A 17,159-nucleotide genomic window follows, 5' to 3' on the forward strand; every position below is an offset into this window, starting at 1 on the left:
TTGGCTGGCTTTTCCTAATTTTATCCAACCAGTTGTATGTACAATCCCCCGATTAATGACGCTGAACTGTGGCTTGCCATCCGTGCTGATGACGAACAGGCTTTTGCCATGCTTTTTGATCGCTACTGGCTGCGATTGTATAAAACAGCTTTACGTTATCTAAAAGATCGCGAAACCAGCGAAGAAGCGGTACACGATGTGTTTTTGAATATCTGGAGCAGGAGGCACGAACTCGAGATTGAATCATTCCCCAACTTTTTATTAACAGCCATCCGTTACCAGGTTTATAACCGGATGCGGGCCGCAAAATCACCGGTTGTTTTAACCATTTCTGATGCCGGTATAAGCGAACTACTGGATCATAACAACGGTGAAAACCGCATTAAAGATCAGGAACTGCAACATGAATTAAGACGCTATCTGGAACAGTTGCCTAAACGTTGCCAGGAGATATTCTACATGAGCCGTATTAATCACCTCTCGAACCAGGAAATAGCCGGTCGATTGGGTATCTCTAAGCGTACAGTCGAAAACCAGATCACGATGGCGCTTAAACATTTGCGGGTTTGTTTTAAACATATGTCGGCCATTATTTCCTTGTGGTATATCCTTAAATAGGGTGAGCCGACATACAAAACTTCAAGTTTAACACGAGGCTGGCAGAGAGGGGATTTAAAATAAAAAGGTTTAAAAAGTTTTTTGAACAGTGCACTGAACATGCCTGGATTTTTACAAGTTTTCTACAGAATCAAAGTGGAACTTCAACTCCAAATCAACAAAACAAATGACCATGAAAAAATTTGTATCGGGCTTAGCCCTGATCGTATCCCTGGGCCTGCTACCGCAATTATTGCATGCACAAACCTATGAGTTGGATAAAACAATTACCCTGCCTGGCGATGGAGGCTATGATTACCTGTCTATCGACAAGGTAAACAACCGTTTATATGTATCGCACGGTACAGCTGTAAACGTGATCGACCTGAAAACAGAAAAACCTGCAGGCCTGATCGGCGATCTGAAAGGTATACATGGTATCGCTATTGATAATAAAGCCAACCGCGGTTTTATCAGCGATGGTAAAGCTACTGCCGTAGTGGCGTTTGACCTGAAAACTTTAAAGGTTATTGCCACCATACCTTTAACAGACGCTAACGGCCCGGATGCCATTATGTACGACTCTTATGCCGATCGTGTTTTCTGCTTTAATGGCGAAAGTAATAATGCTTCAGTAATTGATCCCAATACCTTGAAACAAGTAGGCACAGTTGCACTTGGCGGCGCGCCTGAGTTTGCCGTAGCCGATGGTAAAGGTAAAATATATAATAACCTGGAAGACAAAAGCAGCTTGAACATTATAGACAGCAAAACGCTGAAAGTAATCAAGAACTATCCACTTGCGCCATGCGGCGGCCCTACAGGTTTGGCTTTGGATGCCGCTAACCAGCGTGTATTTACCGTTTGCCGTGAAAATAAAGGGGTAAGCGTAGTGAATATCAACACCGGCAAAGTAATAACCACTTTACCTATAGGCGCTGGTGTTGATGCTGTAGCGTATGATCCTGAAACCAAGCTGATCTTCTGCTCATGCGGTGATGGCGTAACCACTATTATCAAACAACAATCGGCCGATGAGTATAAAGTGATCCAGACATTACAAACCGCCTATCGCGCCAAAACTATGGCTCTTGATACCAAAACGCACAAAATTTATTTAAGCGTGGCTGAATTTGTAAAAGGCACACGGACTGCATTACCAAACACCTTTAAAGTACTGGTTTATAAGCTGAAATAAAACATCAAAAAAGATAAACAGGCGAATCACAGGCTTCTCTTTTAGGGGGCTACGGGGGGACTTAATTGGTTTGTCCTGTTTATTTTACAAAGTTTCTATTAAATTAAGTCCTAATTTTAAAGAAAAAAGCTTGAAATTATTAATCATAGAAGATGAAGCGGGATTGAGGGAAAGTATTGAAGCATACTTTACCGAGGAGGGGAATATCTGCGAAACGGCATACGATTTTTCCTCGGCTATGTCTAAGGTTAACCTTTATCGTTATGACTGTATTGTGCTGGATATTACTTTGCCTAATGGCAATGGTCTGGATATTTTAAAACACCTAAAAGCGGGACAGCAAGCTGACGGTGTTTTAATCATTTCGGCTAAAAACTCTTTGGACGATCGCCTCACCGGACTTGATCTGGGTGCTGATGATTACCTGACCAAACCATTTCACCTTTCTGAATTGAGGGCCCGGGTGGCGGCTATTGTTCGCCGTAAAGCCTTTAATGGCAACAATATCCTTACCCTGCATGAGATCTTCATCGACCTTACCGCGAAAGAGGTTAAGATCAACCAGACACCGGTTAAGTTTACCCGGAAGGAGTACAGTTTACTTTTATACTTTATAGCCAACAAAGGCAAGGTGGTTTCCAAAAGTGCCATTGCCGAACATCTTTGGGGCGACAGTATAGACATTGCCGATAATTTTGATTTTATTTATTCGCATATTAAAAACATCCGCAAAAAAATGGTAGAAGCGGGTGGTAAGGATTACATACAGGCTGCCTACGGCATGGGATACAAGTTTACCGAAGCATGAAGCTTCTGGACAAATATAACCGGATCAACATCAGTGTAACAGTAGTCATCATGCTGGTTACAGGTGTTACATATTACTTTACTATCCATGCCATCCTTACCCACCAGGTTGATAAGGCCCTGGTAGTAGAAGAACGTGAGGTATTTGATTATGTACAACTGAATCATCACCTGCCCCAGGTATTCCGGACCAATCACCAGGAAATCATTTTTACACCTGCTGACGACCGGGTTAAAAGAAAATTTATTGATACCTCCTACCGGGATACTAAGGAGCTGGACCTGGAGCCAGCACGTGCTATTATCACATCGGTAATGGTGGGTCCTCAACTATATAAAATAACCGTTATACAATCAACTGTTGAAACGGAGGACCTTATCGAAGATGTTTTCCTGATTACCCTTATACTTATTTTTATTTTGGTGATAGCGCTGTTTTTATCAAACCGACTGATATTAAGGCGCATGTGGCAGCCCTTTTACACCATACTCAACCAACTCAAAGTATTCAACCTGGCCGAAGACAAAACCGTGGCTTCTGTACCTTCTACCATTGATGAATTTACAGAACTTGATCAGGCGGTAGGCATCATGGCCACTAAGGCTAAGGACGATTATCTTAACCTTAAGGCTTTTACCGAAAACGCTGCGCACGAATTAATGACGCCCATTTCTGTCATCAACTCCAAGCTAGATACTTTAGTGCAAACCGGGCAATTTTCTGATCCGCAAAGCAAACTGCTTAATGATATTTATAATACGGTTGCCCGCTTAACGCGGCTTAACAAATCAATGCTGTTACTCACTAAAATTGAGAACGGTTTAATACATGACCAGCAAATTGTTAATCTGAAAGAATTGTTGAGAACCAGTTTTTATCAATACGAGGAACTCCTGGGCAGTTTAAATATCAAACTGATCACTCAACTTGCCGATTGTGAGGTTAGCGCCAGTTTGCTATTAATGGAAGTTCTGGTAAACAACCTGCTCAGCAATGCTATCAGGCATAATCTGCCGGGTGGCACCATCAGCGTTGTGCTTGATCAACAGCAGCTCCGTATCAGTAATACCGGGAAAGACGGGAGGATTGATATTGAACGTGTTTTTAAACGTTTTCAAAAATCTTCCGCTTCTGAAGGTATTGGATTGGGCCTTACCATTTGCCGGCAGATCTGTAATAATTATGGTTTTGATCTGCAATATCAGTTTAGCGAAAACTCTCACCAATTTACAGTAAACTTTACTGTTTCAGAATAATTACAGAATTGACATTTAGCTTAGCAACGTTGAAGAAATGGAATTATATCCAAACTGTTAAAGATTAATATTATAAAGCTTAGATTTAAACTATTGGTCGCTGGGCTTACCCCTATCTGAGTAACCGGTATGGGCATCTTGAATTATGAAACATCTAATCGTATCACTACTATGTTTAATGATGAGTTCTTTTTGCTTTGCACAGCAAAAAACACTGGACGATTATTTACAGATAGCTGTAAAGAACAGTCCGCTGTTGAAGGACCTCAACAACCAAATACTATCGGCACAACTGGACAGCGTCAGGATAAAAGCCGGATTAAAACCACAGGTAAGCGCCGGGAGCGCAGGTTTATATGCACCGGTAATTCATGGCTATGGCTATTCGCAGGCCATCACCAACGGGCAAACACTCGATGCTTTGTTATCGGTAAATAAATCCTTCATCAGTAACGGTTATCTGAAAGCGCAATATAACGGCATAGGCCTTCAGCGCGATTCCTTACGCAATAACATTAAACTCTCTGAGCAGGATCTGCGCCGCACTATTGCCGCCCAATACATCACTGCGTTCGGTAGCCTACAGCAGGTAAAATTTAATAAAGAGGTGGTAACTCTGCTAAGCAGCGAAGAAGATTTGCTTAAAAAACTGACCCGTAATAATGTTTACCACCAAAGCGATTACCTTACCTTCCTGGTTACTTTAAAACAGGCAACTTTACAACTTTCGCAAGTTACGCTGCAGTATAAAACAGATTTTGCCACGTTGAATTACCTTACCGGAATTACAGATACCACAGTTGCTGAATTAGAAAAACCGGCGCTGCAAAGAGCTATTACTGCCGATAAAACCAACAGCATATTTTTCAGACAGTATGCGCTTGACAGTTTACGCCTGCTAAATACCCGCAAACTGATAGACTATAGCTATAAGCCCCAGGTAAAAGCCTTTGCCGATGGTGGCTATAACTCCGATCTTACAGCCCTTTATTATAAGCATTTTGGAGCTAGTGTGGGCTTTAGTCTTACTGTACCGATTTATGATGGCGGGCAGCGTAAGGTATCATACAAAAAGCTTGCGCTGGAAGAAGAATCGCGCAAAAATTATAAGAGCTTTTTTGCTCAGCAATACAGCCAGCAGATCATCCAGCTGAACCAACAAATTGATGGATATGATAACCTGATAGCCGATATCAATACTCAGTTCAAATACTCTGAAACCTTAATAAAGGTGGATACCAAACTACTGCAAACCGGCGATCTCCGGATGGCCGATCTGATACTGGCTATCAATAATTATTTGACCATCCGTAACCTTCTTACGCAAAATACCATCAGCAGACTGCTGCTCATTAACCAACTCAACTACTGGAACCGATAATATGAAGACTTTATCATCGCCATATTTTAAATTTGTAGCGCTCGCCTGTGCATGTTTGCTATTAACTATATCAGCATGTAATCATGATACTGCGGCTGCTGACGACGCCCCTGTAAAATCACAAACACCGGTTACGGTGACTTCCATCAGCAACGGAACAATGGCCGATTCTATAAGCCTGAATGCCACTTCGTCATTTATGCAAAAAAGTTATGTAAAGGCTAATGCAATAGGTTACATTCAACATGTATATGTAAAACCGGGGCAGTATGTAAGTGCGGGGCAATTGCTGTTCACTATTAAAACAAAAGAAGCGCAAAGTATCGGCAATACCATCAATGTGCTGGATACTACTTTTAAATTTTCGGGTGTAAACCGTATTAAGGCAGCAAGCAGCGGCTATATTACCCAACTGATGCACCAGCTTGGCGATTATGTGCAGGATGGCGAGCAGTTGGCCGCTATAAGCGATAAGGAAAGCTTTGCCTTTGTAATGCAATTACCTTATGAGCTTCAAAGTACTTTACGCAATAATCAGGATATCATACTCACTTTACCGGGTGGCCACACGCTTAGCGGCAGGGTAGCATCGGTTATGCCTTCGGTTGATACGCTATCGCAAACACAGGGTATAGTAATCAAAGTTAACAGCGCCGATCCGATTCCCGAAAACCTGGTGGCAAGGGCGCATATTATTAAATCGGCAAAAAGCAATGTACCCTCACTACCCAAATCTGCCGTGCTGGCCAATGAAACACAAACCGATTTTTGGGTAATGAAACTCATTAATGATACTACAGCCGTCAAGATCCCCGTACAAAAAGGAATCGAAACCAAGAGCCAGGTAGAGATCCTCTCGCCCAGATTTGGACCAGCTGACAGAATTGTGATAACAGGTAATTATGGATTGGCCGATACTGCCAAAGTGAAAATTGTGAAACCATGAAGAACCTGAACAACTTTTTCATCACCCATAAAAAGCCCATCAGTCTGATGCTGTTCATCATACTATTGGGTGGTGGTTTTGCTTATTCGCGCTTGCAAACCTCCCTGTTCCCGGAGATCACTTTCCCCAAGATCAAGATCATAGCCGATGCCGGTTTACAACCGGTAAATAAAATGATGATCACAGTGACCAAACCGCTGGAGAATGCCGTGAAACAAGTGCCAAACCTGCAATATGTACGCAGTACTACCAGCCGCGGAAGTTGTGAAATATCAGCTTTCATGAATTGGAACGCAGATATTGACTTGAGCCAGCAGCAGATACAATCGCGTATTGATCAGATCAAAAATGATCTGCCGCCCGAAGTGAACATCAGTGTTGAAAAAATGAACCCCTCCATCCTGCCGGTAAGCGGGTACACGTTAGAGAGCCATAGCAAATCGCCCATTGAGTTAAAACAGCTGGCTACCTATACCGTAAAACCGTTCCTGTCGCAGGTTGACGGAGTATCGGAGATCAGGGTTATCGGCGGTAAAACCAAAGAGTATTGGCTGGTGCTTAATACACAAAAGATGGGCTCCCTGGGGCTCACGCCAGACATTATTACCAATACCCTGGCTCAAACCGGCTTCATCAAGTCTGAAGGCTATTTGTCTGATTATAAGATGTTGTATTTAACCGTTACAGATGCCTCTGTAAATACCAGTCAGCAGTTGGAAAACCTGGTGATCAGCAATAATCGTAAACGGGTAATACAGCTTAAAGATATTGGCAGCATACAGATCAATCCCGGTATTGAGTACACCAAAGTAAACGCCAATGGCCACGAGGGTGTACTGATAGCCGTAATCAAACAACCTAATGCCAATTTGATCGACCTGTCTGATGCCATGACCCAAAAGGTAGCCGATCTGCAAAAGATCCTTCCTCCTGGTGTAACCATAAAACCATATTATGTTCAGGCCGATTTTGTAAATGCTTCCGTAAAAAGCGTAAGTGATAGTTTATGGATCGGACTGGCGTTGGCTATTATTGTAGCTATCATCTTTTTACGATCGGTAAAGGCCAGTACCACGATACTGGTCACCATACCGGTTACACTCTGCCTAACGCTCATTGTGCTGTACGCGCTGGGTTATACCTTTAATATCATGACGCTGGGCGCTATAGCAGCTGCCATAGGTTTGATCATTGATGATGCCATTGTTGTGGTGGAGCAGATTCACCGCACGCATGAGGAGCATCCGGAAGAGCCTACCCTGACACTACTTCAGCGTGCCGTTGATTACCTTTTTCCGGCCATGGTAGGTTCGTCCATCAGCACCATTGTTATTTTTATCCCATTCGTTATGATGACGGGCGTTGCCGGAGCCTATTTTAAGGTAATGACCAACACCATGATCATTACCCTGGTGTGTTCCTTTTTTGTAACCTGGATAGGCCTACCGGTAATATACCTGTTGCTTACCCGCAACCAAGAAACCAATAGTGTACAGGTTAAAGAAGCCCACGGTGTAAAAAGACAGCGCTGGGTATCCTTTTTTATATTACGCCCTTATTTGAGTATCATCATGATGCTCGCACTTGCCGCGATCATTGTTTTTATCCCGTCAGGATTAAAAACGGGCTTCTTGCCAGATATGGATGAGGGCAGTATTGTACTGGATTATACTTCGCCTCCCGGCACCTCGCTCGAAGAAACCGATCGTATGCTGCGCGATATCGAGAAGATCATCATCAAAGATCCTGAAGTAGCTGCCTATTCACGTAGAACAGGTACGCAAATGGGCTTTTTTATTACCGAACCCAACACCGGTGATTACCTGATACAGCTCAAAAAAGGTCACGATAAAACTACCGAAGAGGTGATAGGCGATCTGCGGCAGAAAATCGAATCTTCCCAACCTGCCCTGCGGGTAGATTTTGGACAGGTAATTGGTGATATGCTGGGCGATCTGATGACCTCTACGCAGCCCATCGAGATTAAAGTTTTTGGGGACGATCAGGTTAAATTACAACAGCTATCTAAACAAATAGCAGCTACAGTAAGCAGCGTAAAAGGCACCGCCGATGTATTTGATGGTATTGTGATTGCCGGTCCATCGGTAAATATTGTACCCGATTATACCAGGCTGGCCCAATATAACCTGACACCCGCCAATTTGCAAACGCAGGTACAATCTGCACTACAGGGCAATATAATAGGTAGTTTGTTCGAGAAGGAACAGCAATCACCTATCCGCATGGTGTATCCTGGCAATCGTTCTTTGGATGTGGCCAGTCTTAAAAACCTAACCGTCTTTTTACCCAACGGCAAACCTCTACCGATCAGTCAGTTGGCAAATGTGGAGTTAAGAACAGGCGACGCGGAAGTACAACGCGAAAACCTGCAGGCCATGGGCGTTATCAGCGCCCGGCTGGATAATGTGGATCTGGGCTCTGTGATGCCATCCATCAAAAAGAATATTAGCGCCATTAATTTACCAACGGGATATCACGTGGAATATGGAGGAGCTTATGCCGAGCAGCAGCAGTCATTCAAAGAGCTATTGATCATTCTGATCACCTCGAGCCTGCTGGTTTTTGGTGTGATCCTTTTTCTGTTCAAACAGTTTCGCATCGCATTTCTTATCCTGGTGGTAGCTGTGCTGGGTATTGGCGGTAGTTTTCTGGCCTTATGGTTAACCCGTACCCCATTAAACGTAGGCAGTTATACTGGCTTAATCATGATTGTAGGCATTATTGGCGAAAATGCCATTTTCACCTTCTGGCAGTTTAGAGAAAGCACCAAACATAATAATATCAACGAGGCTATAATCTATTCTATCTCTACCCGTTTACGCCCTAAGTTGATGACGGCGCTGGGGGCTATTATCGCCCTGTTACCGTTGGCATTGGGCATAGGCGCAGGGGCGCAATTGCATCAGCCATTGGCCATCGCGGTTATTGGTGGTTTCCTGGCAGCATTGCCCCTGTTGTTGATCGTGTTGCCCAGTATGTTATGGCTGCTTTACCGTAATTATACTTTTGTGCATCCACCTGTAACTACATAATTTAACACAGCGGTAAGAGGTGGCACCTACGGAGCCATCTCTTTTTCTATACTTTACCTATAAACAGTTTACTCCTCCGGAGTTACGTTTGTACCATTCGTTAAACTCCGGAGGAGTAAACTGTTTATAGGTAGAAAATATTCCTTTAAAAGGCTCCGTCAGGTGCCTCCCATTGGCCATTTGAACTAAAAGCGATTTCCATAAGTCACTTATAATGGCACTTAGCAGTTTTTCAAATATTATACAGAGATTTGCAGGTAAATGATATCCTATGCACATACTCGTTATTGAAGATGAACAAAGAGTAGCCGAGCTGATCAAAAAAGGTCTCGAAGAACATGGCTTCCAGATAACGCTTGCATACGACGGGGAAATGGGAAAAAAACTGTCCTTATCAAAAGAATTTGATCTGATCCTGATGGATATCATTCTTCCAAAGATCAATGGGATAGACCTGTGCAGAGAAATACGAAGTTCAAGACCCGACATTCCTATCATTATGCTGACTGCATTAGGTACTACGGACGATAAAGTAGAAGGCTTTGATGCTGGAGCTAACGATTACCTGGTAAAACCCTTTGATTTCCGGGAGCTTCATGCACGTATCCGCGCCCTAACCAACCGGGTTCAGCATAACAACACTTTTAACCAGGGTTTTATTTTACGCTTTGCCGATCTGGAAATGAATCTGCAAACCAAAATCGTGACCAGGAATAATGAGGTGATCGACCTCACCCCTAAAGAATTTCGCCTACTGGAATATATGATGAAGAACGCCCAGCGAGTTTTATCCAGAACCGAAATAGCCGAAAAAGTTTGGGATACCTTTGATTCGGGTACCAATTTTATTGATGTATACATCAACTATCTCCGAAAAAAAATCGATAAGAATTTCGCCACCAAACTCATACACACCAAGCCGGGAATGGGCTTTATTTTTAAAGAAGGATGAAGATCAGGAACCAACTTTTATTGTTGTTTTTAGTATTGTTCGGGGTGCTCCTGCTGGCCTTTTCTATATTCATATACATTTCTTCGGCACAAACCCGTAAGGATGAATATTTCAAACAACTTAAAAGAGAGGCCATAACCAAAGCCAACCTGCTTTTTGATGCTAAAGTTGCCCCATCGGTATTACAATTGATCTATAAAAATTCCGCCAACTCGTTGTTCGAGGAAGAGGTGGCCGTTTACGATACCTCGTTTAACCTATTATATCATGATGCGGTGCAGATTGATAAAGTAAAAGAAACCCGGAAAATGATCGATCAGATCGTTGAGCAGAAAGAGATCACCTTTGACCAGGGCAGTTTGCAGGTGGTTGGGCTTTTATATACCCATCATGATAAAAACTATGTCCTTACAGCTGCCGCCAATGACGAATATGGGATCCAACGTCTTGGCGAATTAAAAAACACGCTGATCATATCGTTTATCATCATTATCTGTTTTACCGTTATTGCAGGGTATTACTTTGCCGGCAGGGCCCTGAAACCTGTTGCCGAGATTATTGATAATGTAAAAGAAATTACAGCAACCCGCTTGGATATGCGTGTACCCGTAAAAAGCGAAAAGGACGAAATTGGCGAACTGGCCATCACTTTCAACCAGATGCTCGACCGACTCGAGAACTCCTTTAATGCACAAAAAAGTTTTGTTAATAACATTTCCCATGAACTCCGCACTCCACTCGCAACGGTGGTTGGGGAATTGCAACTAGCGTTGATAAAAGACCGTTCCATAACGGAGTATAAAGAGGTGATCCAGCTATCGCTGCACGACGCTAAAAGATTGGTAAAACTGTCCAACGGCCTGCTCGATCTGGCTAAAGCCAATTTTGACCAAAAGGAGGTTAGGATGAAAGAGCTGCGGGTGGATGAATTATTAATGGATGCCCGCGAAACCGTCATTAAAACAATGGATGGTTTTAATGTGGATGTATTGTTTGAGCAGGAAATAGAAAATGACGATAATATTTCTGTGATGGGGAATGAATACTTGTTGAAAGTGGCATTCATCAACCTCATGGAAAACGCCTGCAAATTCTCGCCCGATCATCTGTGCACCGTAACCATCACGTACCTGCATGACAAAGTAATCCTGGCATTTAAAGATAATGGTATTGGTATCAAGCCACAGGATATTCCGCATATTTTCTCGGAATTTTACAGGGGCACCAATAAGGATTTTACCTGGGGCAACGGCATAGGTTTATCCTTAACCGATAAAATAATCGCCATGCATGGGGGCAGTATTACTGTTGCCTCTACAGAAAATAAAGGCAGCACTTTTACCATATCACTCATCCACGTTTAGCCCTTATTTTTCTAATAAATTTCTAATAAATTTCTGTTTCTCCTCTAACGGCCTTTTTCAAAAAGTCGCCTTACTTTTGCTGCACAATAAAAAACAACAGATGGACTCAGGCCCCGAATCGTATTTAATAATTAATAGTTAACCGCCCGCCTATTACATAACCCTGTTATGCTGATGAGGCCGGCACAACAACAGCGTTATGTTCAAATTTCTGACTTTCAGCAAATTGAACCGCCACTATCTGGGAGATGGTGGAAGTTCAAACCATATGCCCGCTACCAATAACGGTGCCGAACAAGAGGTATTTTCTAATCATATCTTTTTCAGCAGCCCTGCCGGCGAACTTTTCGATTACCGTCAACTCAAAAAAAGGAGGAAGATTCGCCATGCTCACAATTTATGATTTCACTTTAAGGCTAACCGTGGCCTTTATACTCGGTGCTGTGATCGGTACCGAGCGTCAGTGGCGGCAACGGATGGCAGGCCTCCGCACCAATATGCTGGTAGCACTGGGAGCAAGCATGTTTGTAGCCTTAGCGGCAAAGATAGGTGGTGATGCCACTGGTCGTGTAACCTCTTATGTGGTAAGTGGCATAGGTTTCCTGGGTGCCGGCGTCATCATGAAAGATGGCGTTAACATCAGGGGCTTAAACACTGCAGCTACCCTGTGGTGTTCAGCAGCTGTGGGCGCGTTCTGTGGTACAGGTTTTATTGCAGAAGCCTGTATCGGGTCGGCATTTATTATTATTACCCATGTAGTAATGCGTCCTTTGGGAACCCGGCTAAGTCAGCTGCCTATCCATAAGGATGCATCCGTTCCGGTGCACTATCTCATCATCATTAAATGCAGGCAGGAGGTTGAAAATCATCTCCGCGTATTGCTGCTGCAGTTTACCAATCATGATGAAAAGATTCTGCTTCGTTCGCTCAAAAGTACCGACGATAATGACAGCACCATAGCCGTTATCACCGCCGAGATCCTGGCTAATGGAAATGAAGATGCCACCATGGAAAAAATAGCAGGCCGCCTTACCATAGAGCATCAGGTTTATGAAGTAAGCTGGAATAAAGCCGGTCATGAAAACGATCTGTAGAAACTAAAATGATACTATACGCCATTATATTAATAGCCATAGGTATAGCTGCCGACAACCTGATGATAGCCGGATTAACCGTGAGCAAAACCGCTTCTATATCCAATAAAAAATGGATTATTATCCTGTTGCTGCTCTTTATAGTCCAGTATCAAATGCTGCTATTGGGTAAAACGGTTGGAGGCTGGGCGCATTACTTAACTGGTAGCAATCCGAATTTGCTGGGTATGGGTTTGCTATTGTCTGTGACTATTAATATTTGCAGAGAGCTTTTTCAGCAGAAGGTTACTCATCCGGTGATTAGCTATACACCAGATAATCTTTTACTACTTGCTTTTAGTACCTCTATGTACGTTTTCCTATTTAGCGTAGCTGTGCAATGGTTAAACGTTCATGATCAAAGGCTAAACTACTGGTTAGCGGGCGCTATTCTGATCTTTCTGAACGCAGGCATCATATTAGGCCGCTTACAGCTCTATAAACCTCTGCGCTTTATTCGCTTTACCTGTACCGGAATGTTATTAGCCGGTACATTAATACTCATTTTAAAGACCCTATAAATATTAAGGAATGCTGACTATCAATAAAACCTCACTAAGAAAAGTGGCAGCTGACGGAAAAAAGATCCTGCTGAACGGCAATGAAGAAGCCGCGGCAACCAAACTCAAGAACGCTTCATCCCATGATCTGGATTTTTCCCTGGCCATGCTGGATAGCGCTCTGGAAGGCCTGTCATTGGCCCAGGCTAAGGATCGTTTGGAAAGATTTGGCTTGAATGAGGTGCATCATGAAAAAGCACCGTCCTGGTTCAAACAACTGATTGAGGCTTTTATCAATCCCTTCATTGGTATCCTGCTTATTATTGCTGCCATATCATTTATACTGGATGTTTGGTTGGCCAAGCCCGGAGAAGCCGATTATAAAACCGTGCTCATGGTAGGCATTATGGTGATGACCAGCGCCCTGTTACGCTTTGTTCAGGAATACCGGAGTAACCGGGCAGCCGAGCAGCTCAAAAGCATGGTTACCACCACGGCAACCGTTTTACGGAAACCAGTTGGTAAAAAAGAATTCGATATTAAAAAACTGGTACCTGGCGATATTGTATTTCTTTCGGCCGGGGATATGATCCCTGCAGATTGCCGCATCATGCAATCCAAAGATCTTTTTGTAAGCCAGGCCATGTTAACCGGCGAATCTTTACCGGTTGAAAAAAGGAGCTTCCCCGTGCGGGATGCAGACAGCAAACCTTTGGTTGAACTGGATAATATATGCTTTATGGGCACCAATGTGGTGAGTGGTTCGGCTATGGCCATTTGCGTAAACACCGGCAATCAAACCTATTTTGGTTCGCTTAGTAAAGACATTGTTGGCAAACGCGCCGAAACAAGTTTTGACAAAGGTGTAAATAAAGTAAGCTATTTACTTATCCGGTTCATGATGGTTATGGTTCCCCTGATATTCTTAATCAACGGGTTGGTTAAAGGTAACTGGTGGGAAGCGCTCTTATTTGCCATTGCGGTTGCAGTAGGATTAACCCCCGAAATGCTGCCCATGATTGTAACGGCCAACCTGGCTAAAGGCGCCGTTAACATGAGCAAAAGAAAGGTGATCATCAAACGACTTAGTGCCATTCAAAACATAGGTGCCATGGATATTCTGTGCACCGACAAGACTGGTACGCTAACCATGGATAAAATTGTGCTGGAAAAACACCTGAACATTTTTGGAGATGAGGATGAAGAAGTATTAAAATGGGCCTATCTGAATAGTTTTCACCAAACCGGATTGAAAAACTTATTGGACGTAGCTGTTCTGGAGCATATAGAAATTCATGAATATCTAAAAGTAGAAGAGTACTATTTAAAAGTTGACGAGATCCCTTTTGATTTTCAGCGCCGCCGGATGTCTGTTATTTTAAAACAACGGAATGGCAAACATTTACTCATCTGTAAAGGCGCGGTGGAAGAAATGCTCGATTTGTGCAATTACGCTTTTGATCCCGGCGAGGATAAACAATTACACATCGAGTCGGACAAGATTATGCCGATGGATGAAAGCCGGAGAAACATGATCCTCAATACTTCTAAAAAGCTAAATGCCGAGGGTCTGCGGGTTTTATTGGTGGCTATTAAAGAGTTTGACGACCGGGCCCTCACCTATTCTGTAGATGACGAAAAGGACATGATCCTTACCGGCTTTATCGGTTTCCTTGATCCCGCGAAACCATCGGCAAAAACCTCTATCGAGGCTTTACAGAAGCTTGGGGTTAATGTAAAAGTACTCACCGGCGATAACGAGATCGTCACTAAAAAAATCTGCCGCGATGTGGGCATACCCTACAGCCGCATCCTGCTCGGAAGCGACGTAGAACAAATGAGTGATGACGAACTGAAACACCAGGTAGATGATGTTTCTATCCTGGCCAAACTTAGTCCTCTACAAAAATCACGGGTGGTTAAAATATTACAGTCCAAAGGGCATACTGTTGGCTTCATGGGCGATGGTATTAATGACGCGGCAGCTTTAAGAGACGCCGATGTTGGCATTTCCGTAGATACTGCCGTGGATATCGCCAAAGAAAGTGCTGATATTATTTTGCTCGAGAAAGATCTGATGGTTTTGCGCAAAGGCGTGATCTATGGCCGCCGGACATTTGGCAACATCATCAAATATATTAAAATGACCGCGAGCAGTAATTTTGGCAATATGTTCAGCATGTTGGGTGCAAGCGCATTCCTGCCCTTCCTGCCTATGCTTCCTGTTCAAATCCTCATTCAAAATTTATTGTATGATGTATCGCAGATATCTATCCCCTGGGATACTATGGACGAAGAATTTATAGAGCAGCCAAAAAAATGGGATGCCTCGGGCATCACCCGGTTTATGCTGTATATCGGCCCTATCAGCTCTATTTTTGATTATGCCACTTTCGCGGTTATGTTCTTTGTATTCAAGGCCAATAGTCCGGCCCATCAGCAACTGTTTCAAAGTGGGTGGTTTATCGAAGGTCTGTTATCCCAAACCCTCATCGTGCACATGATCCGGACACGTAAAATACCATTCATACAAAGCTGGGCAACCACACCCATCATCGCATTAACCTCACTCATTATGGTGATAGGTATCCTGATCCCGTTTTCGCCATTTGCCGAAAGTTTAAAGATGCAGCCACTTTCGCTAATTTATTTCCCCTGGTTAATTGGCATACTGACAGCTTATTGTGTACTCACCCAGCTGGTTAAAACATGGTACATTAAAAAATTCAATCAATGGCTTTGATGAAATAAGGATTTTAGGAACAAGGAGCAAAGATCCGGGGAGGGCCGTCCGGCAATACAACACTTATAACATATTTAAACCCCTATAATTCAACATGATGAAAAACAATTTTCATGTTGCCCTGTGCATTATAGGCACAGGGCTGGTGGCAGCCTCATGCCATGAACATAGCACAGAGCAAGTTGCTAACTTATTTGCGGTACAGGGCGATACCATTACGGTCACCTCCCACTCCCATTTAAAAGACAGACTTAAAACAATTACTTTAAAAGACGAACCTTACCGTTTACAGATCATCACCACAGGTATTATCAAAGCCATACCAACGCAGTACGCAGAAATAGCTCCTCCTTTTCAGGGAAGGGTTACTAAGACGTATTTGCACTTAGGTATGAAAACTACCCCATCAACACCCTTGTTTGAGATCAGCTCTCCGGATTTTATAACCGCGCAAAAAATCTTTTTCCAGGAAAAATCGCAGATGCTGCAAACTCAAAAAACCTTAAAACGGCAACAGGATCTGATGGCTAATGGCGTGGGTACGCAAAAAGATCTGGAAGAAGCCCAAACTGCTTATGAGGTCGAAAAAAAGGAATATGAAAATGCGGTTATCGGTATTAAGATATTCAAAGCCGATCCTGAAAAACTATCCCTGGGTCAGCCATTGGTGGTACACGCTCCCATTAACGGCGAAGTGGTAGATAACAAAGTAGTATTAGGACAATTTATAAAAGATGATGCGGCCAGCGTAGCTACCGTAGCCGATCTGTCAAAAGTATGGATAGCCGGACAGGTGAAAGAAAAAGACATCCGGTATGTACATCAACAGGATGAATGCGATATTCAGGTATCTGCCCTGCCCGGGAAACACCTCAAAGGCAAAGTATATCACGTAAATGATATCGTTGATGACGATACCCGAAGTGTACAGGTGTTGATGGAGTGTAACAATACCGACCATGCACTTAAACCCGGCATGTATGCCACAGTAGATTTTATTGACGCCCCTACATCTGCCATCTTGATACCTCAAACTGCCCTGTTACAAATGAGCGGAAGCAATTTCGTTTTTGTGGCTTCGCCCGACGGAAAATATATTAAACGAAAAGTAGTAACCGGCGGAAACGACAATGACCGCGTAGTTATCACATCCGGCTTAAAAAGTGGCGACACGATCATTTCAGAAGGTGGCTTTTATTTATTGGAAGCACGGTAACCTTATAACCTA

The 17,159-nt window shown here is 43.3% G+C and carries 14 protein-coding genes; all 14 read left to right on the forward strand.

The features are described from left to right. Positions 1-36 precede the first annotated feature (36 nt). The 14 genes from G7092_RS26915 to G7092_RS26980 all read left to right on the forward strand — a co-directional run bounded on the left by G7092_RS26915 (position 37) and on the right by G7092_RS26980 (position 17,147). Positions 37-618 carry an RNA polymerase sigma factor gene (locus tag G7092_RS26915; RefSeq protein ID WP_166094710.1) on the forward strand — a complete coding sequence of 194 codons (582 nt, stop codon included), beginning with the start codon at positions 37-39 and terminating at the stop codon, positions 616-618. A 172-nt stretch (positions 619-790) separates the two neighbouring features. After that, complete coding sequence (locus tag G7092_RS26920; RefSeq protein WP_166094712.1) at positions 791-1,795, forward strand: YncE family protein; 1,005 nt, start codon at positions 791-793, stop codon at positions 1,793-1,795. 130 nt (positions 1,796-1,925) lie between these two features. Next, positions 1,926-2,603, forward strand: coding sequence for a response regulator transcription factor (locus G7092_RS26925; RefSeq protein ID WP_166094715.1), 678 nt, complete (start codon positions 1,926-1,928; stop codon positions 2,601-2,603). Then, a complete protein-coding gene (locus tag G7092_RS26930; protein ID WP_166094717.1) occupies positions 2,600-3,859 on the forward strand; it encodes a sensor histidine kinase in 1,260 nt (419 codons plus the stop codon). Before G7092_RS26925 ends, G7092_RS26930 begins: the two co-directional genes overlap by 4 nt. 145 nt (positions 3,860-4,004) lie before the next feature. Then, entirely contained in the window at positions 4,005-5,240 is a 1,236-nt protein-coding gene (locus tag G7092_RS26935) for a TolC family protein (RefSeq protein WP_166094719.1), read from the forward strand. A gap of 1 nt (position 5,241) precedes the next feature. Next, entirely contained in the window at positions 5,242-6,186 is a 945-nt protein-coding gene (locus G7092_RS26940; RefSeq protein WP_166094721.1) for an efflux RND transporter periplasmic adaptor subunit, read from the forward strand. Next, complete coding sequence (locus tag G7092_RS26945) at positions 6,183-9,239, forward strand: efflux RND transporter permease subunit (protein ID WP_166094724.1); 3,057 nt, start codon at positions 6,183-6,185, stop codon at positions 9,237-9,239. The genes G7092_RS26940 and G7092_RS26945 overlap by 4 nt, the downstream gene beginning before the upstream one ends. Before the next feature lie 271 nt (positions 9,240-9,510). Further along, complete coding sequence (locus G7092_RS26950; RefSeq protein ID WP_166094726.1) at positions 9,511-10,191, forward strand: response regulator transcription factor; 681 nt, start codon at positions 9,511-9,513, stop codon at positions 10,189-10,191. Continuing rightward, entirely contained in the window at positions 10,188-11,555 is a 1,368-nt protein-coding gene (locus tag G7092_RS26955; RefSeq protein WP_166094728.1) for a HAMP domain-containing sensor histidine kinase, read from the forward strand. Before G7092_RS26950 ends, G7092_RS26955 begins: the two co-directional genes overlap by 4 nt. A 199-nt stretch (positions 11,556-11,754) precedes the next feature. Then, positions 11,755-11,958: a hypothetical protein gene (locus G7092_RS26960; RefSeq protein ID WP_166094730.1), complete on the forward strand. Its 204-nt coding sequence runs from the start codon at positions 11,755-11,757 to the stop codon at positions 11,956-11,958. Next, positions 11,942-12,649: an MgtC/SapB family protein gene (locus G7092_RS26965; RefSeq protein ID WP_166094732.1), complete on the forward strand. Its 708-nt coding sequence runs from the start codon at positions 11,942-11,944 to the stop codon at positions 12,647-12,649. The genes G7092_RS26960 and G7092_RS26965 overlap by 17 nt, the downstream gene beginning before the upstream one ends. Positions 12,650-12,657: 8 nt before the next feature. Continuing rightward, positions 12,658-13,209 (forward strand): manganese efflux pump, encoded by a 552-nt coding sequence (locus G7092_RS26970; protein WP_166094734.1) that lies wholly within the window; start codon positions 12,658-12,660, stop codon positions 13,207-13,209. Between the two features lie 10 nt (positions 13,210-13,219). Then, positions 13,220-15,931, forward strand: a complete 2,712-nt coding sequence (mgtA, locus tag G7092_RS26975) for a magnesium-translocating P-type ATPase (protein WP_166094736.1) — start codon at positions 13,220-13,222, stop codon at positions 15,929-15,931. Positions 15,932-16,025: 94 nt separating this feature from the next. Next, positions 16,026-17,147, forward strand: coding sequence for an efflux RND transporter periplasmic adaptor subunit (locus G7092_RS26980; protein ID WP_166094738.1), 1,122 nt, complete (start codon positions 16,026-16,028; stop codon positions 17,145-17,147). The last annotated feature ends 12 nt before the right edge of the window (positions 17,148-17,159 follow it).

Source organism: Mucilaginibacter inviolabilis (assembly GCF_011089895.1).
GTDB classification, from domain to species: Bacteria; Bacteroidota; Bacteroidia; order Sphingobacteriales; family Sphingobacteriaceae; genus Mucilaginibacter; species Mucilaginibacter inviolabilis.